The sequence below is a fragment of the Rhodanobacter sp. TND4EL1 genome (genome assembly GCF_054061035.1).
In genome coordinates, this window is record NZ_JBSSDT010000007.1 from 1 (window position 1) to 23,944 (window position 23,944).

Genomic DNA, 23,944 nt, shown 5'->3' on the forward strand with positions numbered 1-23,944 from the left:
AGGTGGTGGTTGATGAGCGGGTGGGGGTCGTGGCGGTTGTGGGTGGGGCGGGGGGGGGGGCGGGGGGGTCGGGGTGGCGGGGGGGGGGTGGCGGGGGCGGGGGGGGGGGTGGGCGGGACCCACAAAAACACACAACCCCCCCCCCGGGTGTGGGGTTTTTGTGGGTGGGTGGGGGGCGGGGTTGGCCGCCCCCACCACACTGTTTGGAACACGAGAACTTCGGCAGCCTTTCGGTTGCCCGCCACGGCCCGGCAGAGGAATGGAGACATGAAAGGTTTCGAGCCGAGCCTGCTGGACAAGTTGTTCGACGACGCACCTCGCGACGCGGTCTACGGCGCGATCAAACGTCTGTCCGGCGAGGAATTCAAGGATTCGGTGGCACGTGACGTCGAAGGGCTGCTGAACAATCGTTTCGTCGTGGCCGAAGAAGTGCTCAAGCGCTTCCCGCACTGTCAGCGCTCACTCGCCACCTACGGCATTCATGATTTTTCCGGGCGAAGCCTCGCCAGCTCGGACGATCGAACCTTCATCTGCCATTCGCTGGAGCTGGCCATTTCGCGGCACGAGCCTCGCCTGACCAACGTGCGGGTGTTGCTGGATCGCGACCAGCGTTCAACCGGCGCGCTGCGCTTTTCCATAAGCGCCCTGCTGGTGGTGCATCCCTCGAGGGAACCGATCAATTTCGACGCTTTGCTGCAGCCTACGACCTTGCAGTACGCGGTCAGCCGCAACCGGCGGGCGGCGGTGTGACCGACGCCTGTAACGCGCACTCAGCCAGGGAGACATGACATGACATGGACTTATCGCCAATCAACCGGGAGAATTTTCCACAACGGCCTGAAGCTGGGTGACGGCTACGCCGGTGACGGTTCCTGGCGCAATATTCCCCATGCACAGAGCATCTCGCCGGCAGGCCCGCTCCCCCGGGGCCGCTACACCATTCCTGGTCATTTCGTGGATGACTTGAAGAACGGCAGGCTTGCGCTTCAACTGGTGCCGGACACCCAGAACCGGATGTTCGGGCGCTCGCGCTTTTTCATTCGTGGTGACAACGCCACGCGGACCGGTGCTTCTTCCGGCGGATGCATTGTGCTGCCCGGGCATGTGCGCGTGCTGATCTTGCATAGTGGCGACCGGACACTGGACGTCGTCGCATGAGATCCGAGCGCTGGCGTAGCGTGCAAAGGCTTCCGGTGAGAGGCCCGCGCGGCAGCATGCCTCATGCCGCCCATGTTGGCGCGCCATCAGGTGCGCGCCAACGTTCCATTGTCGCAACACATCTTTCCGGCACCAGAGAAAAGAGGTCGAACTGAGCCGACGGGACACGCAGATGTCCTCCAAGCTCATGAGAATCCATGGAAGAACTGCTGCCCTATTACGAGCGTGAACTGGCTTTTCTGCGGCGTTACTCGCGGGATTTCGCCGAGCGCTACCCGAAGATCGCCGGGCGCCTCTTGCTGGTGGGTGACATCAGCGAGGATCCGCATGTCGAGCGGCTGATCGAGTCCTTCGCGCTGATGGGCGCACGAATTTCGAAGAAGATCGAGGACGACTATCCGGAGTTCACCGAGGCGCTACTGGAGGTTCTCTATCCCCACTATTTGCGGCCGTTCCCGTCCTGCTCGATCGCCCACTTCGACCTGGGCAAGTCCGGCGCGCCGTTGTCGGCACCGGTCGCTGTCCCGCGCGGCACCGAGTTGTTGTCTCGTCCGGTACGCGGCGGGCCATGCCGCTTTCGCACCGCGTACGAGGTGCGCCTCACCCCGTTGCGTATCGCCGCCGCTCGGTTCCACGCGGTGGCACAGGCTCCCGCGCAGGTACGCCTGCCCGCGCAGTCCAGCGCACAGATAACGCTGCGCTTCGAATTGCAGTCGCAACACGCCTCGTTGAGCGCCCTGGACGTGGAACGGGTGCGCGTATTCATCGATGGCGAGCCGTCCTTTTGTGCGGTTTTGCGCGACGTGCTTGCACTGAAAGTGGACCGGGCTTATGTGGAAGCAGGCGACAGTGGACGCTGGACGCGCCTGGACGGCAATCCGTTCACACCGGTCGGCATGGGTGACGAGGAGGCGCTGATCGACTATCCGGCTCGCTCGCACCCTGCGTATCGCCTGTTGACCGAACTGTTCGCCTTTCCCGAGAAGTTCGGCTTCTTCGATATCGACTTGCGCCGTGCTGGCGCCGTCGGTGGCAGTCAGTTCGCGCTGCACCTCATCTTGCGCGACGTGGCCGCCGACTCGGTGCCGGGACGCCTGCTGGAAGGACTGACGCCCGCCAACGTATTGCTGGGCTGCACGCCGGTCGTCAACCTGTTTCGGCAGCACGCTGAGCCGATCCGGGTTACCCATGCAACCACGTCCCATCCGGTGGTCGCCGACGCGCGCCGCGCCTATGCCTATGAAGTCCACGCGATCGACAGTGTGGCGCGCGTGCAGCAGACGGCGCAGGGCGAGACCGTGGTGGAGTTCCGTCCGTTCTATTCCTTGCGTCATGGTGAAAATCCCGAGCGTGCCGAGCACTACTGGATCGCCCACCGCAACGATGCGGTCGCCGCGCAAAGTCCCGGCTACGAGCTCGAGTTGTCGATGGTGGACGTGAACTTCGACCCGGTGACGCCCAAGACCGACGTGCTCAGCCTCGAGCTGACCTGCAGCAATCGCGACTTGCCGTCCCAGCTGGCCTATGGCGTGCCTGGCGGCGACCTCACCATGGAGGGCGGTTCCGTGGCGCGCAGTATTTCCCTGTTGCGCAAACCCACCGCGTCGCTGCGTTTCGATACCGGCCGCGGCGCGCAATGGCGGTTGATTTCGCACTTGTCGCTGAACCACATGTCGCTGGTTGAAGGCGGCGCGACCGCGCTGAAGGAAATGTTGCGCCTGTACGACCTGCCTCGCTCGGCCACGTCAGCGCGGCAGATCGACGGCATCGTCAGCCTGGAGCACCGCGCGGTGACCACATGGCTGCCTGGCCGGCACTTCGCCAGTGTCGCGCGCGGCACGGAAATCAAACTCGGCATCGACGAGGACCATTTCGTCGGTACCGGCATTCAGGCTTTTGCGAACGTACTCGACCATTTCTTCGGGCTGTATGTGCACGCCAACAGCTTCACCCAACTTGTCCTGCTGTCCAGTCGCAGCGGCGAGGAACTCATCCGATGCCCGGCGCGAAGCGGCGAATCGACCCTGGTGTAGCGCAGCGGCTGCTTGATGCGCCGCACCGCTTCCAGTTCTTCCAGGCCGTACGCGTCCTGGAACATTTGTTCGTGCGCAACGGCGTGCGGCCGCAGGATGTAGTCACCCGAAAGCTGCACTTCCGCAACACCTTGTCGATGGCCTTTCCCGCCAGTGACATCGAGAAGCTGCGCGCCTACACCGCCGATGACACGCCACTGACCAGTGGCGCCGATGGCCAGTCACCGGCTTGGGACACGCTGACCGATGTGGATATCACCCCGGCCTTCATGGGCATGCTGGGCGGCCAGGGTGTTTTGCCATTTGGCTATACCGAACAATTGGGGGAGCGCGAGGCGTATCAGCGCGACCACGCGGCACGCGCCTTTCTCGACATCTTCAACAATCGCGCGGTGGCGCTGTTCTACGCGTCGTGGAAGAAGTACCGCCTGGCCTTTCAATACGAACTGGATCAGCGCGAGCGCTTCCTCCCACTGGTGATGTCACTCGCCGGTATGGGATCGCCGGCCCTGCGCTCCCGCCTGGCAAACGGCGAAGGCGCGGTATTCGACCAGGCGATCGCCTACTACAGCGGCGGCATCGGTCAGCGCCCTCTTTCGGCGGCGTTCCTGCAACGCATGTTGCGCGAGTACTTCGAGGCTGATATCCGGCTGGAGCAATTCGTCGGCGCGTGGTACGCGGTGCCACCCGAACAACGCTCGCGACTGGGCGAAGGCAATGCCGTCCTCGGCCGCAATGCCTTGTCCGGTGAGCGCGTATGGCAGCGCGACCTGCGCATGCGCCTGTGGGTCGGCCCGTTGCGGCGCACGCGCTTCGAAGAATTCCTGCCCGGCGGAAAGGCCTCCGCGGCGCTGGCCAAGTGGCTCACTTTGCTCGGTGGCGATTCACTCGAATACGAAGTGCGCCTGGTGCTGCACAAGGACGACGTGCGTTCCACCGGCCTTGCTCCCCTCAATGGCGGCCGGCTTGGCTGGGATGCCATCGTCAATACCCGACCCGCGCACGACCATCGCGCCGACGCCAGCTATCTCGTACACACTCTGAACTAAGGCACTCAACGGATGAGCATCAACCTCAAGACCCTGATCGGCAAACTGGACGATACCTGCCGCCACGCTGCGGAACGCGCCGCCAACCTGTGCATGGCACGCGGGCATTACGAGGTGGATCTGGAGCACCTGTTCCTGGCGTTGCTGGAACAGCCGGGCAGCGACTTTGCCGTGATCGCTCGTCACAGTGGCCTGAGTCTGGAGCAGCTCGAGCGCGATCTCACCACCGAGATTTCGCGTTTCCGTGAGGGCAATACGCGTACGCCGGTGTTCTCTTCGCGCCTGCCCACCCTGTTCGAACACGCCTGGTTGATCGCGTCCCTGGACGCACACACCACCCGCATCCGCAGCGGTCATTTGCTGCTGGCCCTGCTCACCCAGGCCGAACTGGCGCAGCTCGCGCAGCGCGCCTCCGCGCAATTCGCACGCTTCAAGCTGGACGAGATCAAGCACGACTTCGCCAAGCTCACCCGGGGTTCGAGCGAAGCCGGCGAAAGCGTGGGCTTTGCCGATGCGCAGGCCGGCGAGGGCGACGAAGGCGATGCCGCGGCACCTGCGCCGAACGCGTTGGGCAAGACACCTGCGCTGGATCAGTTCACCACCAACCTTACCCAACGCGCGCGCGACGGCAAACTCGATCCGGTAGTCGGGCGCGACACCGAGATCCGCCAGGCCATCGACATCCTGATGCGTCGCCGCCAGAACAACCCGATCCTCACCGGCGAAGCCGGCGTGGGCAAGACTGCCGTGGTCGAAGGCCTGGCCCTGAAGATCGCCGGCGGCGATGTGCCGCCACCGCTGGAAGGCGTCGAGCTGCACACGCTCGACATGGGCCTGCTGCAGGCCGGTGCTAGCGTGAAAGGCGAGTTCGAGAACCGCCTGAAGAACGTGATCGACGAGGTCAAGAAAAGCCCGAAGCCGATCATCCTGTTCATCGACGAGGCGCACACCATGATCGGCGCCGGCGGCTCGGCCGGCCAGAACGATGCGGCGAACCTGCTCAAGCCTGCGCTGGCGCGCGGCGAGTTGCGCACCATTGCCGCCACCACCTGGGGCGAATACAAGAAGTACTTCGAGAAGGACGCCGCGCTGGCTCGCCGTTTCCAGGTCATCAAGGTCGAGGAGCCCAGCGAGGAACTGGCTGCCGCGATGCTGCGCGGCATGGTGCCGCTGATGGAAAAGCACTTCAACGTGCGCATTCTCGATGAGGCCGTCACCGAGGCCTGTCGTCTGTCGCACCGCTATATCGCCGGCCGCCAATTGCCGGACAAGGGCGTCAGCGTGCTCGACACCGCCTGCGCCCGGGTGGCGCTGGGCCAGACCGCCACGCCCGCCGCGATCGACGACGCACGCAAGCAACTGGCCCGGCTGGCGGCCGAAGTCGGTGCGCTGGAGCGCGAGGAAGCCGCCGGCAGCACGCACACCAAGCGGCTCAGCGCATTGCGCGCACAACAGGAAGAAGTCGAGGCCAGGCTCAAGTCAGACGAGCAACGCTGGGAAGCCGAGCGCGCCGTGGTCGAGCAGATCAAGGCCTTGCGTGGTGAACTGGAAGCAGGCACCGCATCCACAGTGGAAGCGGCGGCCAACGACTTGCCCCTCGAAGCGGGCAAACCCGCCACCGCGAAGAAGAAAAGGACCCCCGCCAACGCTGCCGCAAATCATCCGGGCAAGGCCGCGTTGCAAAAGCTTTACGACGAGCTTGCCACGCTGCAAGGCGAATCCCCACTGATCCCGATTCAGGTCGACGGCATCGTCATCGCCGAGATCGTTGCCGCGTGGACCGGTATTCCGCTGGGCAAGATGGTCAAGGACGAAATCCGCACCGTGCGCCAACTGAAGCCCGCGCTGGAAGCGCGCGTGATCGGCCAGGACCACGCACTCGAAGCCATCGCCCAGCGCGTGCGCACCGCCCGCGCCAATCTGGAAGACCCGAACAAGCCCAAGGGCGTGTTCCTGTTTGTCGGCCCCTCCGGCGTGGGCAAGACCGAAACCGCGCTGGCGCTGGCCGACATCCTCTACGGCGGCGAGCGCAAACTCATCACCATCAACATGAGCGAATACCAAGAGGCCCACACGGTGTCCGGGCTGAAGGGCTCGCCGCCCGGTTACGTCGGCTACGGCGAAGGCGGCGTGCTCACCGAAGCGGTGCGCCGCAGCCCGTATTCGGTGGTGCTGCTGGACGAAATCGAGAAGGCCCACCCGGACGTACTGGAGATGTTCTTCCAGGTCTTCGACAAGGGCGTGATGGATGACGCCGAAGGTCGCGAAATCGACTTCCGCAACACGCTGATCATCCTCACCAGCAACGTCGGTTCCTCGCAGATCATGCAGGCCTGTCTCAACAAGCCGGCCGAAGAACTGCCCGATGCCGATGCGCTGGCCGAGCTGCTGCGTCCGGTCTTGTACAAGGCGTTCAAGCCGGCCTTCCTCGGTCGCATGAAGGTGATTCCGTATTACCCGATCAGCGACGACGTGCTGAGCCAGATCATCCATCTGAAGCTGGATCGCATCGGCAAGCGCGTGGCCGCCAACCACCAGGCCGAATTCAGCTGGGACGACGCGCTGGTGGATGCCGTGCTGGCGCGTTGCACCGAAGTGGATTCGGGCGCGCGCAACGTCGACCACATCTTGAACGGCAGTCTGTTGCCCGAGGTGGCCGACAGCGTGCTGGCGCGCATGGCCGAAGGCGGTGCGATCGCGAAGATCAAGGTCGGCGCCGACAAGCACGGCGCCTTCAAGTATTCGCTGAAGTAAGACCCCGACTGAAGTTACCCACGATTCCGGACATTCGAGCAGGACGCAACGACATGGCAGCGACGGACATTCTGCAACTTCTCTGGGGTTCGGTGCGGCAGACCAACCGCCTGCTTCGCCTGCACACGCCACTGGGCGGCGACGTGCTGGTGGCCGAGCGGCTGGACGGCTGGGAGGCGGTGGACCAGGGCGGCTTCCGCTTCGAGCTGAGTGCGCTGTCGCCCAACGCCATGCTGCCGCTGGATGCGTTGCTCGGCGCGCCGGTGCTGGTGGAACTGCTCACCGCCGACTCGCGCATCGACCTGCGCCCGTTCCATGGTCACGTCACCGCGTTCGAGCGCGTCGGCAGCAATGGCGGCATGGCGCGCTACACGCTGGTGATCGAGCCGTGGCTTTCGCTGCTGCATCTTCGCCAGGACAGCTACGCCTTTCACGACCTCTCCGTCATCGAGATCGTCGAGCAGGTGTTCGGCCACTACACCCAGGGCGTGGTGATGCCGGCATGGCGCTGGGAGCTGGCCGATCGCTCGGTCTATCTCAAACGCAGCCTGACCACGCAGTATCAGGAATCCGACGCCGCCTTCGTCCAGCGCCTGTTGGCCGAAGAAGGCGTGTTCTACTGGTTCGAACACGCCGGCGATGCCGCCTCGCCCAGCTTGGGCACGCACACGTTGGTATTGGCCGACAGCAACAACGCGTTCCAGCCCGGCCACGCCGCCAGCGTGCGTTATCACCGCAGCGACGCCACCGAAAAAGACGACACCATCCAGCACTGGGCTCCGGCCCGCCGCTGGCAAACCGGTCAGCTGGCCCGCGCCAGTTGGGACTACCGCACGCTGTCCACGCGTCCCGCGCAGGCGCAAGTCGATGGCCCCGCTGTTGACGCGACCGACGACGACACCGCCGGCCCATACGCGTGGCCCAATCTCGCGACAGGGCAACGTCGTGCGCAGCAACAACTGGACGCCCGCCACGTCTGCTCCAGCTTGATCGACGGCAGCGGCAGCGTGCGCCGCCTCGCGCCCGGGCAAAGCTTCCAGCTCGTCGATCATCCCACCCAAACCGCCGAAGCGCTGGCCTGCCTGCGCGTCGAACACCACGCCCGCAACAACCTCGATGCTGAGGTGCAAGGCGCGGTCGAAAAGACACTCGGCAACGCGATGCAAACCCTCTCCTCTGCGGCGACCCCAGAGAGTCCCCTTGCGGGTGTGAGAGGGCAGGGTGAGGGGCGAGTGCTCGCGACAGCTTCCTATACGAGCGATAACGAAGCTAAAAACGGCGACGTCGCCAACGATCACACCCCGCTCTACCAGAACACCTTCATCGCCCTGCCCATCGCGCGCACCTACCGTCCGCACACGCCCGACGGCCACGGGCTGCGCCGCCATCCCGTCGCCAGTGCCAGCGGTGCACAAAGCGCCGTCGTCGTTGGCAACGGCAACCCCATCCACACCGATCGCGACCACCGCGTCATCGTGCAACAGCACTGGCAGCGTGGTGGCAACGCCGCCAACCGGCTCGATCATCCGCGCGATGCCAACGCGCCCGCCGACGCCAGCGCCGGCACCTGGGCGCGCGTCACCACGCCACTGGCCGGCGCCAACTGGGGCAGCGTCGCGTTGCCGCGCGTCGGTCAGGAAGTGTGGCTGGGTTATCTGGAAGGCGACATCGATCGCCCGGTCGTGCTCGCGGGTCTCTACAACGGCCAGGGCAATCGAGATGCCCCGTTCAACCAGCAGTCCGGCGGCCCCTCCGGCGCCTCGGGCAACGCCGCGGCCTGGTTCACCGGCAACGACCACGCCGGCGTGCTCAGCGGCTTCAAGAGCCAGGACCTGTCCAGCAGCGCCCGCGGCAGTGGCGGCTATCGCCAGCTGCGCTTCGACGACACACCCACCCAAAGCCACGCCCAGCTAGCCACCACCGATTACGAAAGCGCATTGACGCTTGGCCACTTCAAACTGCTGGATGATAACCAGCGCAGCAGCGACCTCGGTTACGGCGCCGCGCTGTCCACGTTGGCGCAAGGCGCCTTGCGCGGCGGCACCGGCCTGCTGCTGAGCAGTGCACCCGGCACCAGCCAGATGGACGCCAGTGGCCCGATCGGCGTACTCAACCAGAACACCCAGCTCGCCCAAAGCCTCACCGACGTGGCGCAAAAGCAGCAAGCCGGTCTCCCCGACGAGCCGTCCCCCGACAAACTCCCTGCCGTCGCCACCCAAACGGAAACCAGCCAGCACCTGGCAGGAACCCGCGACGGTACGTCAGCCGGTGCCGGCATCGATGGCGGCCAAGGCAGTGCCACGGCCTGGAGCAAACCGCACCTGGTCGTCCACGGCCAGGACGGCCTCGTCACCGTCACCCCCAAACAGCACGTCTGGGTCAGCGGCACCGACACCACGCTCAGCGCTGGGCAGGACCTCAACCTCGTCGCCCAAGGCCAACTTGCCATCGTGGCCGCCAAAGGCATCGCCCTGTACGCCCAAGGCAGCGAGGCCGGCAGCCGTCCGGTCAAGCAAGCCGGCATCGCCCTGCACGCCGCCAGTGGCAGCGTCAGCATCCAGGCCCAGCAAGACAAAGCTGACCTCGCCGCTGAAAAGGCCGTCACCATGGCAAGCACCAACGGCAACATCAACGCCAGCGCCAAGCAACATGTGCTGCTGGCTGCGGCTGGTGCCTATTTGAAACTGGAAGGCGGCGATATCGAGATCGGCGCGCCGAGCAAGGCGGAGTTCAAGGCGAAGCAGCGGGAAATGGCCGGGGGGCAATCGGCTAGTGCGGCGCAGGTGGCTTTGGCGAAAGCCGAGCTCAAGCTCTGTGAGTTCAAGACACGAAAGGCTGATGCGGATGGCGAAGGCATCATTCATGCCGGATGACATGCCGCCACCGGATCACCGCACGCTGCTCGCCTGCGATTACATGTTGATCAACCCATTGCAGATAGCAATGGAAAGCTGGGCTGATCTGCCTGCTACACCATTGATTCCACGCGGATATGAAGCCCAGCCGGAACTGTTTCCGCGCCTGATAGCCCTAAGCAAGTTGAGCAACGACCAGCGTGTAGCTCTGCTTGATCGTAAACATGCATGGGAGAGTGAGGAGGATACCCCATGGATATCCACACTACTGATTGCGCCAATTCCCGAAGAGCGCATTCATCGGTATTTATGTAGTTTGATGCAACTACGCCTGCCGGATGGAACACAAGGTCTGCTGCGCTATTTTGATCCACGCGTCAGCCGGCACCTTGCCTGGCTCCTGAGCGATACCCAGCTCGATGCGTGGCTTGGACCGATCGAATGCTGGTGCTGGCGCAACCCGGACCAACGCTGGAAATCGGTCGAACGTCACACGCGAGCAACGTCAACGTTGCGCTTCACTCCAACGCAGCATGAAACTTTGCAGCGCATCGGCGAAATCAATCTCGTTTTGGCGAAGCTTGCGCGTACTGCACCCGACATGCTGCTTGGTGATCCGAACATGCGGCTAATCGATGCGCTGCTTGCCCAGGCTTGGCAAACACATCATCTGCGGCATCGCGCCGATCGCATTTTGTTTGCCGAACAAGGCATGCGCTTTGGCGCTTCGATTCATCGGCATCCCACGTTGGCTGGGCATCTTCGGCGTGCTGGTGAAGACACTTGTACGTACGAAGTAGCTTGTGTTGAGTTGAGATCTGACGAACTTCAACGTATGGCCCGCGAAATTCATACTCTCAAGGATTGAACATGAGCCCCACTGTCACCATCGGCACGCCCAAACCCGCCTGTCAGTTTTGTGAAAAGCATGGTTTGCCTATTCTTCCACTTCGCTACGCGGTGGCGCGCAAAGGCATGGGTAACGCACCGAAGCTTGCCGCCCCCTTCGACGTGACGCGAACTGAAAAGCTCCCGAAAGAGAAAGTGGCCGCCCAGAACGCGTCCAAGATGATGTTGGATGAAAGCGCGGCATATTACACCGCCCGCTTGTTACGCCCAGGCTACTTATATGTATTCGACGAATACGCAACGAAGTGGTCGGCCTACGTGGTGACTGCTGGGTCATATCTGTTCCAGTTCGATCCATATGCCAAACCTCCACCGGGTGGCTGGAGCAAGCCGACCTTCTCGTGTAAGCGAGAAGGTGACGCCATGATTGCTCGCTGCATCACCATCGAAAACGCCGAAAAGGCCACAAAAATCTGGTTAGGCTTTTCCGATGCTTTGTGGACTCAGAACGTACTCGACAAGCACGCTGGTCTCGACGTCCGCAAAGCACACATGCAATGTCTCGATGTAAGCGTCCTGCGCAAAAACGCTAGCCAATCTCATGTTGCCGAGTTCAGTGAGCTGGCTTCTCGCGTGGCCGAATATGCGGCTGATGCCAAAGCCCTCCTGGAGGAGACCCAGGAATACGTGCGCAAGCTTCTGCCGAAGCCCTATTCCACCCAGAGCGCTCACGCGTTGCTTTCAAGCGGAGACTCCAATGCCAAGTTGGCTTTGGAGATGTTGCCCGCATTGGCAAAAGATCTGCTTGCCACCGCCGTGGGTGTGCCCGGCTTCATTGAGGAAGGCCGTTACGAGACTGCCGCCTGGGCTTTCTCGCCGCACGCCATCGTCGCCCAATCTATGCAGGCCGCCGCGATGCAGGCTTGGGGTGAAGACGCCGCCAAACCCTATCGTCCGGCCATGATTGCATTGGATGATCCGGCCGGAATTGCCATGGAGCTGAATGGGCTGGTGTTGCAATACATCGCCGAAATCACAGCGGCACCTGAATATCGTTGGAAGTACGAAACTGCTACATCCATCTCGATACTACGGGACACTGTGCGCAAAGGCGCTGTCGAAAGGGAAAGCAGTGCGCGGCGTTACAGAACGCGCAGCCAGCTCAGTGTTGATCATGGCCCACTCGCCAACCCATTCCTGTCGAAGCAAGATCGGGAAACGCTCGAGGGCGTGATCGAATCCGCGGGCAAATTAAGCGAACACGAGGTCCAAGTCACGGGCGATGAGGCGTGGGAAGACTATGCCGCCCGTATCCACGAGAAAGACCTTGATCACTATCTCGCTACAGTGCAGAAAAATCTGACCGATGCTACCCAGCATCTTGTCGGCAGTCTGGATACGCCCTATGTAGCTTGGCTGAACAGCGCAACACTCAGCAGCTACTTCGAGCACAACTATGATCGCGCGCATGTCGGTAGCGGCGAAGCGTATACGCATGTTGCGCGCCTTGTCCTAACCCAAGCCAGTGGTCGAAACACGGTGGCGGGTTTCCTGCGCGAACGCCTCGGTAATGACCCAGCCGACCCGAAACAATGGCCTACACGCGCTTTGGCGCTCAACAATGACGCGCTCATCAAAGGCATCAAGCAGAGCGCTACCGAAACGTCTCTATCGTGGAATGACATCGCCGACAAAGCTAGCGCATTGCTCCTGTCCTCGGTTGCTGCCGGCAACAGTGGTCAGTTGAACAAGCTTGGCGACGGCATTGCCCGGCTCATTCATGAAATCGCAGGACCATTAGTCAACCACATCAATCAGGGTTTCGACCATGTCGCTGGCAACATAGCTGGGTCGGCCTACGTGCGTATGCAAGTGGGTTTGCTCGGGGCGATCGCCCGGATTGATAACCCGGACTACGAAATCGTCGACTTGCGCGGCACCTGGAATCGCAAGCGGGCTACTCGCACCTTGGCCCGGGCCTTGGCGAGTTTGTCCGGAGGCGACGAGTTGATGTATCGCAGCGGCGTGCGTGAAGCACTGGACAACATCGCCGACACGGAAGGCGTGCAACACCCTTACCGGGCGATCCTGCTATTGGACAAGGCAGAAGCAAGACGCTTGGGAACCCTCGCGCGCGTTGAGCGCAGCGCAGCCATCAATGGGCTCATGGTTCGACCTGAGCAGTTTGAAGAAGCCATGGAGCGAAGTGTGGGCACGCTGGCGAACCTGGAGATCAAGGCTGGTATTGTCGGCGCCATTTTTGCCGCTGTATCCGTGAGCGACAGTTTCGGCAAACTGGTTCACGCCACGCCTGGAGAGTTCGTGAAGCAGGGCACCAGCCTCGCGGGTGGCGTGAGTTCGCTGCTTGGTGGTGTGTTCGAGACCGGTGGCAAAGCCGTTAAAAACATGAGTGGGAGTGCACCACGGTTTGCGGGTGAAGCAAGCGAAGGCCTTGCATGGTCATCAAGAAGCGCGCAATGGCTGGAAGGTGCGGGTCGCTGGTTTGGCGTGATAGGCGGGGTGATCGCTGCGGGGCTGCTTGGATACGAGGCTTACACGGACTACCAGAAGGGCAATATGCCGCTCATGGCGGCTCATATCGTGTTGACCTTGGGTACAGCAGCATCTGCTGCTTTGATATTTTTTGCCTCGGGCGCGCTTGCCTTTGGTGTGATTGGTCTGATTATCGGCCTGTTAGTCGCTTTAGCTGCAGCTCTTATAGACTGGTTGAAGGATGATAGTCTTCAGAAATGGTTAAACAAGTCCGCTTTCTTCGGAGATCACCAAGATCTCGGCTGGTTCAGCAATAATGAAGATTACATAGCCTACGAGAATCCCATGCAACAGCGCGCCGGCCTTAAACTCTTGATCGAGGGACACTGATATGTACACGGGATGGTGGACAAAATTCCCTGTTGATCGGCCGCTCACCTCCCGTGAGAAATCGGATGCTCTGACACGTGAACGGCAACCTGGTGTCATCCCCAATCAGCGGGGAGGTCTAATTCGCATCAATTCGACTTATATAGACTGGATCGATTCGCGTTTTGGGAACCGCGGAATGACGAATTCGGCCGGCCTATTTCTTTTCAGCGTATTGATGCTGCTCGCCTTCATTTTCCTATGCTGGATGTCCTTGGCGACTAGTGGAAAAGCACGCGCAGCCTTCGCCATTACCACCCCAGTTCCACTGATTTCCATTGCCTTGTTTTATCTTGCGGGCTTGCGATTCGAGTTTTTTGGCTTTGTCTATTATCCTATTCGTTTTAATCGAAAAACACAAAATATTCATGTCTTCAAGCATAGCGGACCGAATGGCGTACTGACCGTGCCTTGGGAGAGGGTTTTCTTCCACATAGGCTATGACGCGCAGATGAAGTTCCTGCGCAACATCCGTGGCGAAATCCTTGATGGCGACATAGTCAAGGAAACCTTTGCTGTTGGTAATGATGCGGAGGTCAGTCAGGAGATCTATGATTGCTGGGAGTTTATTCGTCGCTACATGGACGAAGGTCCCGAGGCCGTTGCTGACAGCCCACTCGATAAGTACGTCGGTTTATCCGTTAGCCGGAATTGGAGCAACTGTCTTATTTGCGCCATTCTCAATTGTGACGCAGGCACACCATCGAAGCGTTTTTGGCGCGCTCCGTTCATTTACCTTTATGCCTCCACTCGCTGGTTGATCTTCAGGACTTGCAAGCAGCCGGTGTTTTCGCCTGATATCGAGGCGGAATCTATAGTGGTCAACAATGATCCCAACATTTGGCCGATTCCGGATCATACGGCTCAGTTTCACGCATCTATTCCCGCCGTCGGTGAGCGCAGTCGGGAACGCTTGCGACAGACTCGCGATCCCAAGGCATCAACGGTAGATCGATAGGCATCTATTGCAGATGCTTTTGCCGACGCGTGAATTCGGTAACGCACTATCGATCTGCGGCATCGACAAGCGTCGGCCTTGCTCACTTTTTTGTGGGCGAGACTGGTGTGAATTGATTAAACAATGGGGTCGGGTTCATTTACTGCGTCGAGTTAATGAACTTACTCCCCTTTTTCTAGAGGTTCGAGTGATCTGATCCAAAAGCGATGCCCCCGCTTCGAGTTGAGCGCGCTCTCGCCCAACGCCATGCTGCCGCTGGATGCGCTGCTCGGCGCGCCCGTCCTGCTGGAACTGCTCACCGCCGATTCGCGCAGCGACCTGCGGCCGTTCCACGGCCACGTCACGGCATTCGAGCGCATCGGCAGCAACGGCGGCATGGCGCGCTACCGGCTGGTCATCGAACCGTGGCTGTCGCTGCTCCAGCTTCGGCAGGACAGCTACGCGTTCCATGATCTTTCCGTCATCGAGATCGTCGAGCAGGTGTTCGGCCACTACACCGAAGGGGCGGTGACCCCGGCCTGGCGTTGGGAACTGGCCGATCGCTCGGTCTATCTCAAGCGCAGCCTCACCACGCAATATCAGGAATACACATTGCAGGCGCTGCAGAATGCCGACGCCGACAACTTGTGGTTGCGCACGCTCACCGGCAACCAGAAGACCCTGCTCGCCTTCATCGCCAAGGACAAGACCGACGGCCTCAACGACATGGGCAAGAGCCTCTATGCCGCTGTCGACGAATGGGAGAAGACTTACGAGAAGGTCGCCAAGGAACTGGGACTCAAGGAAGGCGCAAAGCTGACTGCCGCGCAAGCCGCCGCCAGCGACATGACAATGGCCGATCAGTACTTTCGCTGGACGCTGAGCGGCGAGCAGGCCGTGCACAACGCCGTGCAAACGGTCATGCAGAATCTGCAAAGCTTCGTCACCGACGTCAAGCTGGCCGGTCTTCGCCAGATCCGTATTGCCCTGTTCGCCGGTTACCTTTGGCTGCGGGTGAAGTTTCCGCCCACCGTGCTCGATACCACGCTGGCGCAGGAGTTGCGCCGGCAGAAGACCGAGGTATGGGGTAACAGCAGCCTGTCCAGCCGGCTCGCCAGCGAGGCGATCGAGGACGGCAAACGCTTCACCATGAACGTGGGTGACATCACCGATGAACTGGGCGAGGCGGGACACACTCCGGTCCGCCGCGTGACCATCGCCTGGACGCTCATCGTCGAAGCGGAGCCGGGCACCAGCCAGCAACAGATCGTCGACCTGATGCACCAACGCCACTGGGTTGCCGGCACTGGCGCGGCCGCCGATCCGGCCGTGTCCGCATTGCCGCGCGCTACCCAGGCGCTGGAGGAAAGCAACGGCGTGCTGAAGTTCCTCAAGGCGGGCGGTGCCAATGGCTTGTTTTGCGCCTTTGCGGGCTACTTCCAGATCGTCGCCATTGGCGAGGCCAACGAAGCTTTGGCGAAGGCCAAAAGCGGTACGGACCATATGAGCGCGGTCGCCAAGCTGGGGTCGGCCTATATGGCGCTGGGCGGGGCGGTCGTGGAAGGTACGTTTTCGCTTATTCCAGCGATTAAGGGTATGCCGGCGGAGTCGCTCAATATTGCTGGTGGTATGTCGGCTGCTCGATTGGCTGCGTTGGGTGGCGTCATCGGAGGTGTTGCGGGAATTATAGGTGGAATAACCACGATTTCAGACGGTGCTAAAGCCAAGCGCGAAGGTGAGGCCGACACAGGAAATTATTTACGTGCAGGTGGCTATGTACTTGCTGCAGGTGGCGTATTTAGCAGTATCGGCGCCGGTATAGCTTTGTTCGACGTTGCGGGCGGTATTTTGTTTGGTCTGGGCCCGGGTGGTTGGGCGATATTGGCTATAGGCGCCACCGTGGTGGCTCTTGTTTTTGTATTTGAAGGTGAGCAAGCGCGAAGTAACGCCTACCAGAACTGGCTGCGCAAAGCCTGGTTCGGGAAGGATCAAGATAATGCGGAAGTTAGCTATAAGTCGCCGAAGGAAGAGGCTGTCGGTTTCGGCGAACTATTCCAGTTGCCGCTTAAAATCGATTTCAAATGGCGCAAGGGCCTGTTGGGCGGCAACGTCAACGTGGATATCAGCACGCCGGCACTGGGATCTGGCAGCTGGCTTAACTACGGTATCGCCTTTGTTACCAGCGGTGGACAAATCCTCAAAGGCGCCGAAAACCGTGTCTTGGGCGGTAGTCTGCCGTCTTACGCCGATATGATCACCCCGCAGCTTAAGGTTCATGAATCGCCGACCGGTGCGGTCTATAGCCCACGCGTCGATGGCGCCACTTGGCATCTGGACTGGTTCGCCTCGGACGAAATCAAGCAGGTGGCGGTCAAGCTTAGCTACTGGCCGGACAAAGCCCATAACCCGGATATCGAGTTGCCCGACGCTGGCGGCAAGCTGTTTACGTCGACGGCGCAAGATGGAGGAAAAAAGGAATGACCCTGCTTAACCTCACCGATAAGCGCCTGAATAACGAGGCCGGCCAGGAGATTATTGATTGTTATGAGAAGGGCCGGCGCGTTAGCCTGCCCAAGCGCGGGCAATTTTTTGAATTGCCATTGGGTGGAAATGAGAGGCTGGTCCCTTATTGCGATGAGTGGATATTAAAGATAAACGACGCAATCATGACAATTCGGCCTGCTAGTAATTCGGTGCGTGGATGGTTTCTTATTATTGCGGTGTTGTGTTTTTTCGTGTCAATTTTTTCTTGGATTTCGAGCCTTCCCGGGTCGCCATCTAATGACGATAATTGGGATTTAATCTCTTTGGTTGGAGGCGGATTTTTTACGCTATTTGGGATTGCTATCACCTATATGGTCCTTCGCCAGCCAATTGGATGGCCAACATTGTTTTCGCGTTGCACTGGGCAGGTGGTTCAAATGCAGGGTCGTAATCGAGTCGAGGCCGCGTGGTCCGATCTTCGCCCGTTCATCGAGCGCACCTATACTCCGCAAGGCCGTCCGATCTGGCGCTTGCAATTGATACAGACCGATGCGTCTAACAAAGTAGTGAAGAATATTGCCGCCAAAGTGATGGCGGAACGCGCCGACGACTGTGCTCGCTACTACGAATACCTGCATCGCTACATGCTCGGTCAGTGGGAGGGCATCCCCGATACGTTGCTGGTCAGTGGCATGCGCCGCAGCTTGCTGCGCGAATTCCGCAACAGCTTCGGCTGGATGTTCGGCAAGCAACGTCCATGGGCCGAGAAGCCGTTATGGCTCAAAACATTGACCATCATGCTGCTGCCGGTGCTGACGTTCGTGTTCTGGCCGCTGGGCTTCTTCGTGCTGGTCGGTTCTCGCCTCGGTTGGGTACCGAAGTTTTCCAGGGAGGACGAACAGGCCGCCAGCGGTGGAACCTTGCCACCGGAGCTCGCCCCACGTATCCATGTCGAGCCGCCGCTGGCGCTGACGGAAAAACTGCTCTACACGACGATCATCGTCGTATCGACCGTAGTGTGGGGTGCGTGGGCATATCACTACCTTGGCCTGTTTTTCCACGGCTTGTTGAGTGGCACGTAAGTCACGCCGCTGGATCGACTTGACCTTGCCCCCCGAGAAACGTATCTCTTGCCGTGTGATTCAATCCACGCTAGGGGTACGACATGACGAAGACAACACTGGTGCCACACGCTCGAATTTAGGTAAGAAGCGGGGCCGCTGCTGGACAACGCCTGCAGCGAAACGCTGTTTGGCTCGCTGAAAGTGGAGCGGTCGCACGGCCAGCGCTGCATCACTCGCCGCCACGCCAAGGATGAAGCCGTTACCTGGCTACGCTGGTACAACCAGTCCCTATTGCACTCCACCTTGAATTACGTCAGCCCAATGCAGGTCGAGCAACACTGGCTGACCGATCAAGCCAAACAAGCCAGCTCATGACCTCGGTTATGGGGTACGGAATTCGAGGGCAGGGTCAGTTTCCGAAAGAGCCCACGAAGTGGCAATGGCCAGCGGTACGAAACCCCCATCCCGCGGCTGGCTGGCGCTGAAGCGAGGCGACATCGCGAACCTGACATCACGTTCCCCGGCCGAGCGCGGCAAGCTCACAACGTCCGACGCTTCAGCGCCTCGAAAGCAATTCCGACATGGGCACGACCAGTTGCTGGTCTAGCGGCAACCACTGGTCCGCCTCGCCAAGGTAGTTGGAAGATCCATCACGCCGCCGCGATCGCCCGGCAGGTTTCGGCTATTACCTGATCCCGCGCCGACGTGCGTCTTTATTCGGCCGTCTGATCGTAAGGGCTGATCAACCCCACCGCGGAATACCGGCGATACGGCCACTGATACTGCGCGAAGGCCAATTCCACGCATTCCTGCACGCCCTGATTGAGAGCGCGGCAGGCGATCGCCGGGTCGGCGTCGGTGATGCCGGCCGGTGCCGGGAGCAGGTGGATGCGGTAACCCGCGCCGCGCGGCAATCGTTCCGCAAAGGCATAGAGCACGGTCGCCCCGGTGCGCGCCGCCAGCCGCGGCAGCAGCACCATGGTCAGCGCATCACGACCGAAGAACGGCACGAATTCACCTTCGCCGGCGCGTGGCTTCTGGTCGGGCAGGATGCCGACGGTTCCGCCCGCGGCGAGTCGCTTGTACAGGGTGCGCACGCCGGCACCATCGGCGCGCACCTGTTCCGGCGCCAGCGCGCCGCGCACCTTGCGCAACAGACCTTCGATCGCGGCAATCCGCGGCGGCCGATACAGGATGGCCATCGGTGTCTTGCGGCAGAGCCAATAGTTCAGCAACTCCCAGCAGCCCAGGTGTGGTGCGGCGATGATGACGCCCTTGCCCGCCGCCAAAGCCGCGTCCAGCAGTGCCTCGCCGCGAACCTCGCGGACCAGGGCGAGCGCCTGCGCCGCGCCGCCGCCCCAGACCTTGACGATCTCGCTGGCCGACTTGCCGTTCTCGGCCATGACCTGACGCAACAGATCGGCCTGTTCCACGGCGCCCAGTTGCGGTCGCGCAATACGCAGGTTGACCGCCGTGTTGCGCACGGTGCGACCACCCAGCAGCAACCGCAACCAGCCCAGCGCCGCACCGATGCCATGCAGCACCCGCAGCGGAAGCAGCGCCCACAGGCGAAGCACAAGATAGATCAGATACATGTCGATACGCATGCGCGCAGTGTAAGGGACGTCTCGCCGATCTTTCACCGACGCTGCCGGCGTCGTACGCTGGACGCCACCTTCCATCTCGCGCAGCCATGATTGCCCTGATCCAGCGTGTCCTTTCGGCCAGCGTCAGTGTCGATGGTGAAATCATCGGCGCGATCGGTCCCGGCCTGCTCGCCCTGGTCGCGGTGCAGCCGGACGATGGCGAAGCCCAGTCCCGGCGGATGCTGGAGCGACTGCTTGGCTACCGCGTGTTCGCTGACGATCTTGGCAAGATGAACCGCTCGCTTTCCGATACCGGCGGCGGCCTGCTGCTGGTCAGTCAGTTCACGCTCGCCGCCGACACCCGCTCCGGCATGCGCGCCAGCTTCACCCGCGCCGCGCCGCCCGAGCATGGGCGGCGCTGGTTCGAGCACCTGCTGGCGTCGGCGCGGGCTGCGCATCCGGGGGTGGAAACCGGGCGCTTTGGTGCCCATATGTTGGTTCAACTGGTGAACGACGGTCCGGTAACCTTCTGGCTCGATACGGGCTGAACCCCTCGCATCGCAGGGCGCTCGGCGTGATACCAGCAGATGTACGGCAATCCCGTGATTTGGCGCGATTTTTGCGTGCCTGATCGCGGACCTTTCCCACTTGAAAACTGGTCAAAAAAGCAGCACATCGCTATAATGTCCGGTTCTTGAACCTTGCGGCGGTCGGTGAATGAATAGCAAAGCTCCCCACGAGCAACAGTCTGAAATCAAGGCGCTGATCGCCAAGGGTCTGGAGCAGGGTTACCTGACCTACGCCGAGATCAACGACCACCTGCCCGACGACATCGTCGACCCGGAGCAGATCGAAGACATCATGGCGGTGCTCAAGGGCGTCGGCATTGAAGTGCACGACGCCGCCCCGGACACCGACACCATCGCCGATGGCGCCGCGCCCGGCTCCGGCTCCGGCGACGATGAATCGGCAGCCGAGGAAGCCGTTGCCCTGCTTTCCGCCGTGGATGCCGAGGTCGGCCGCACCACCGACCCGGTCCGCATGTACATGCGCGAGATGGGCACGGTCGAGCTGCTGACCCGCGAAGGCGAAATCGCCATCGCCAAGCGCATCGAGGAAGGCCTCGGCCAGGTACAGACCGCGCTGGCCAGCTTCCCGCTGACGATCGAATTGCTGCTTGAGGAATACGACCAGCACCTGGACGGCAAGCGCCGCCTCAGCGAAATCCTGGCCGGCTTCCTCGATCTGGAAGAAGCCGCCGACCTTGCCCGCAAGGAGAAGGAAGCCGCCGCCCTGCTCGCCCCCGAGGTCGAGGAAAGCGAGGAAGGTGACGAAGACGACGACTCCGAGGAAGAGGAAGAGGCCGGCCCGACCGGTCCCGATCCGGAAGAGGTCAAGCGTCGCATGGAACTGCTGCGCGACTACTACGGCAAGTTCCAGAAGGCCGCACCGAAAGCCGACAGCATCCTCGACAAGAAAATCGTCAAGCTGCGCGACCAGATGGCCGAGGAGTTCCTCAAGCTCAAGCTGCCCAGCGCGCTGATCGACGGCTTCGTGCGCAAGCTGCGCGAAGTGGTCGGCGACATCCGCCATCACGAGCGCGTGCTGCTGGAGATCTTCGTCAAGCAGGTGAAGATGCCGAAGGCTGAATTCATCAAGACCTTCCCCAGCAATGAGGGCAACCTCGAGTGGGCGGCCGAGCTGGGCCGCAAGCGCCAGAAGTGGTCGCCGAACATCAAGAACCACCGCGAGGCGATCGACGCCGAGCAGGAAAAACTTGCCGCGATCGAGCGCAAACTGTTCCTGCCGCTGATCGACATCAAGGACATCAACCGCGCCATGGCCAGTGGCGAGGCGAAAGCCCGTCGCGCCAAGAAGGAAATGGTCGAGGCGAACCTGCGCCTGGTGATCTCGATCGCCAAGAAGTACACCAACCGCGGCCTGCAGTTCCTGGACCTGATCCAGGAAGGCAACATCGGCCTGATGAAGGCGGTCGACAAGTTCGAATACCGCCGCGGCTACAAGTTCTCGACCTATGCCACCTGGTGGATCCGCCAGGCGATCACCCGCTCGATCGCCGACCAGGCGCGCACCATCCGCATCCCGGTGCACATGATCGAGACGATCAACAAGCTCAACCGCATTTCCCGCCAGATGCTCCAGCAGTTCGGCCGCGAGGCCACGCCGGAAGAACTGGCCAAGGAAATGGAGATGCCCGAGGACAAGATCCGCAAGGTGCTGAAGATCGCGAAGGAACCGATCTCGATGGAAACCCCGATCGGCGATGACGAGGATTCCCACCTGGGCGACTTCATCGAGGACGGCAACGCCAGCTCGCCGATCGACTCGGCGACGGAAACCGGCCTGATGGAAACCGTGCGCGACGTGCTCGCCGGCCTCACGCCGCGCGAAGCGAAGGTGCTGCGCATGCGCTTCGGCATCGACATGAACACCGATCACACGCTGGAAGAAGTCGGCAAGCAGTTCGACGTGACCCGCGAGCGGATCCGCCAGATCGAAGCCAAGGCACTGCGCAAGCTGCGTCACCCCAGCCGCTCCGAACAGCTGCGCTCGTTCCTCGACGTCGAGTAAGCGACAGCACATCGGAAGACCGAAGAAGCCCCGCCAATGCGGGGCTTCTTCGTTGCAGAGATCATCCTTTCGACGCGACGCGATGTGTCAGCGCCGCCGCTACGGTAAACTGCCGCTCCCGCACGGGCCTATAGCTCAATTGGTTAGAGCATCGGACTCATAATCCGCTGGTTCCAGGTTCAAGTCCTGGTGGGCCCACCATTTGCGGGGTGGCTGATTTGCTCGATGGCATAGGCGCGGCGTTCAAAGCCCGCCGGCCAACCCGATGAATCCGAATTCGCGCACCCCTCGTATGCACCGAATGGAAAGCACCCCGATGGTCGGGTGTGCTGCCGAGGCCGGTAGCGGGAAGTTGCGTATGATGGGTTTCGATCAATCTGCCGCCGAGGTGTCGCCCTTCCGGGCGAAACGATCCGTGTCCCCTTCCGTGAGCAACGCCGCGCCCGATGCGCAGTACTGGTCGACGCAGATGGTTGCCGTGTCGGCGCAGCGCGATCGTGTCAGTTTCATGCGCATCTATGACTATTTCTCGCCACGGTTGCAGCGCTACCTGCGCAATCTCGGGGTGCCCGAGTCGATGGCCGACGAACTGGTGCAGGAGGCGCTGCTGACCCTGTGGCGCAAGGCGGCGCTGTTCGATCCGACGCGTGCCAGCCTGAGCACCTGGCTGTATCGGGTGGCGCGCAATCTGTACATCGATCACGTCCGCAAAGAGCCGCACTGGCTGCCGATCCAGGACGGCCTGGATCGGATCGATCTTGGCGAGTCTGACCGGCGCGAGTCGCAGCCGGAATCATCCTTCGATCAGGATTTGTTGAAACAGGCGATCGATCGCCTTCCACCCGTACAGGCCAGGCTGGTTCGCATGTGTTATCTCGAAAGCAAAAGCCACAGCGAGATATCGCGTGAACTGGAGATGCCGCTAGGCTCGGTCAAATCCTCATTGCGGCGCTCGTTCGCCAAATTGCAGACCAGCATGAGGGCGGCACGATGAAGACAACTCATCATCTCGACGACGCCACCCTGGTCAGCTACTCGGCCGGCGCGCTGCCGGCGGCGCTGGCCGTGGTGGCTTCGGCGCATCTGGAGCGCTGTGCCGAATGCCTCGAGCAGCTGCATGCCGCCGACCGGATCGGTGGCGTGCTGATGCAGCAGCAGCGCGTGGATGCGCCGCCCGAAGACGCACGTGCCGCCATGCTGGCGCTGCTGGACGACGAACCCGCGGTCCCGCAGACAACGCTACCGGTCGAAGTCATGGAAGCGAGCGACCCGGATCGCCTGCCCAGCGCACTGCATCCGTGGTTTGGCCATTCAATCCGCGCCTTGCGCTGGCGCCGGGTCGCACCGGGCGTGCAGCGCATCCTGGCCAGCGGTATCGCCGGTGGCGACCTGATGCTGCTGCGCATCGCGCCGGGCAGCAAGCTGCCGCTGCACAGCCACGGCGGCAATGAGCTGACCATGATCCTCGACGGCGCCTACGACGACGTACTCGGCCATTTCGCTCCGGGCGACGTGGCCGACCTGGATGGCGAGACTCTGCATCAACCCGTCACCTCGCCGGGTGTGCCGTGCATCTGCGTGGCCGCCACTGACGCGCCGCTGGTGTTCTCCGGCTGGTTGGCGCGCACATTGCAGCCGCTGTTCGGTTTCTGAGCGTGCCG

General features: G+C 61.7%; 15 protein-coding genes, 1 tRNA gene and 2 pseudogenes. 17 read left to right on the top strand and 1 reads right to left on the bottom strand.

All coding sequences use genetic code 11. From position 1 onward, the window contains the following. The first annotated feature begins 267 nt into the window (after positions 1 to 267). The 12 genes and pseudogenes from tssE to ACVWWQ_RS17140 all read left to right on the top strand — a co-directional run. Positions 268 to 750, top strand: coding sequence for a type VI secretion system baseplate subunit TssE (gene tssE, locus ACVWWQ_RS17085; protein ID WP_133951991.1), 483 nt, complete (start codon positions 268 to 270; stop codon positions 748 to 750). 39 nt (positions 751 to 789) lie between these two features. Further along, entirely contained in the window at positions 790 to 1,158 is a 369-nt protein-coding gene (locus ACVWWQ_RS17090; RefSeq protein WP_133951993.1) for a tlde1 domain-containing protein, read from the top strand. A gap of 197 nt (positions 1,159 to 1,355) precedes the next feature. Beyond that, positions 1,356 to 3,191 (top strand): type VI secretion system baseplate subunit TssF, encoded by a 1,836-nt coding sequence (tssF, locus tag ACVWWQ_RS17095; RefSeq protein WP_133951995.1) that lies wholly within the window; start codon positions 1,356 to 1,358, stop codon positions 3,189 to 3,191. Further along, complete coding sequence (gene tssG / locus ACVWWQ_RS17100; protein WP_133951997.1) at positions 3,155 to 4,240, top strand: type VI secretion system baseplate subunit TssG; 1,086 nt, start codon at positions 3,155 to 3,157, stop codon at positions 4,238 to 4,240. Before tssF ends, tssG begins: the two co-directional genes overlap by 37 nt. A 12-nt stretch (positions 4,241 to 4,252) precedes the next feature. Next, positions 4,253 to 6,994, top strand: a complete 2,742-nt coding sequence (tssH, locus tag ACVWWQ_RS17105) for a type VI secretion system ATPase TssH (RefSeq protein WP_133951999.1) — start codon at positions 4,253 to 4,255, stop codon at positions 6,992 to 6,994. Positions 6,995 to 7,047: 53 nt separating this feature from the next. Then, positions 7,048 to 9,867, top strand: a complete 2,820-nt coding sequence (locus ACVWWQ_RS17110; RefSeq protein ID WP_133952001.1) for a type VI secretion system Vgr family protein — start codon at positions 7,048 to 7,050, stop codon at positions 9,865 to 9,867. After that, the gene (locus ACVWWQ_RS17115) at positions 9,839 to 10,717 is read left to right on the top strand and encodes a DUF4123 domain-containing protein (protein WP_166669786.1); all 879 of its coding nucleotides are present in this window, start codon (positions 9,839 to 9,841) and stop codon (positions 10,715 to 10,717) included. Before ACVWWQ_RS17110 ends, ACVWWQ_RS17115 begins: the two co-directional genes overlap by 29 nt. A gap of 2 nt (positions 10,718 to 10,719) precedes the next feature. Beyond that, positions 10,720 to 13,581 (top strand): T6SS effector BTH_I2691 family protein, encoded by a 2,862-nt coding sequence (locus tag ACVWWQ_RS17120; protein WP_133952005.1) that lies wholly within the window; start codon positions 10,720 to 10,722, stop codon positions 13,579 to 13,581. Positions 13,582 to 13,759: 178 nt separating this feature from the next. Then, positions 13,760 to 14,578: a DUF6708 domain-containing protein gene (locus tag ACVWWQ_RS17125; RefSeq protein WP_133952006.1), complete on the top strand. Its 819-nt coding sequence runs from the start codon at positions 13,760 to 13,762 to the stop codon at positions 14,576 to 14,578. 213 nt (positions 14,579 to 14,791) lie between these two features. Beyond that, positions 14,792 to 17,038, top strand: a pseudogene (locus tag ACVWWQ_RS17130) (contractile injection system protein, VgrG/Pvc8 family); the annotation flags it as partial. Then, entirely contained in the window at positions 17,035 to 18,123 is a 1,089-nt protein-coding gene (locus ACVWWQ_RS17135; RefSeq protein WP_133952008.1) for a hypothetical protein, read from the top strand. The pseudogene ACVWWQ_RS17130 and the gene ACVWWQ_RS17135, both read left to right, overlap by 4 nt. Before the next feature lie 127 nt (positions 18,124 to 18,250). Next, positions 18,251 to 18,480, top strand: a pseudogene (locus ACVWWQ_RS17140) (IS3 family transposase); the annotation flags it as partial. A 338-nt stretch (positions 18,481 to 18,818) separates the two neighbouring features. Here the strand turns inward: ACVWWQ_RS17140 and ACVWWQ_RS17145 are convergent. After that, positions 18,819 to 19,712, bottom strand: a complete 894-nt coding sequence (locus ACVWWQ_RS17145) for an LpxL/LpxP family acyltransferase (protein ID WP_133952010.1) — start codon at positions 19,710 to 19,712, stop codon at positions 18,819 to 18,821. 86 nt (positions 19,713 to 19,798) lie between these two features. Here ACVWWQ_RS17145 and dtd point away from each other — a divergent pair, with 86 nt between their 5' ends. From dtd to ACVWWQ_RS17170, 5 genes are all read left to right on the top strand, one after another. Then, the gene (gene dtd, locus ACVWWQ_RS17150; protein ID WP_133952012.1) at positions 19,799 to 20,239 is read left to right on the top strand and encodes a D-aminoacyl-tRNA deacylase; all 441 of its coding nucleotides are present in this window, start codon (positions 19,799 to 19,801) and stop codon (positions 20,237 to 20,239) included. A gap of 169 nt (positions 20,240 to 20,408) precedes the next feature. Beyond that, positions 20,409 to 22,283, top strand: a complete 1,875-nt coding sequence (gene rpoD / locus ACVWWQ_RS17155) for an RNA polymerase sigma factor RpoD (protein WP_099654542.1) — start codon at positions 20,409 to 20,411, stop codon at positions 22,281 to 22,283. 124 nt (positions 22,284 to 22,407) lie between these two features. Continuing rightward, positions 22,408 to 22,484 (top strand) — tRNA-Ile (locus tag ACVWWQ_RS17160). Positions 22,485 to 22,698: 214 nt separating this feature from the next. Next, positions 22,699 to 23,277: a sigma-70 family RNA polymerase sigma factor gene (locus ACVWWQ_RS17165; protein WP_457383496.1), complete on the top strand. Its 579-nt coding sequence runs from the start codon at positions 22,699 to 22,701 to the stop codon at positions 23,275 to 23,277. Beyond that, positions 23,274 to 23,936, top strand: a complete 663-nt coding sequence (locus ACVWWQ_RS17170; RefSeq protein ID WP_133952014.1) for a ChrR family anti-sigma-E factor — start codon at positions 23,274 to 23,276, stop codon at positions 23,934 to 23,936. Before ACVWWQ_RS17165 ends, ACVWWQ_RS17170 begins: the two co-directional genes overlap by 4 nt. Positions 23,937 to 23,944: the final 8 nt, after the last annotated feature.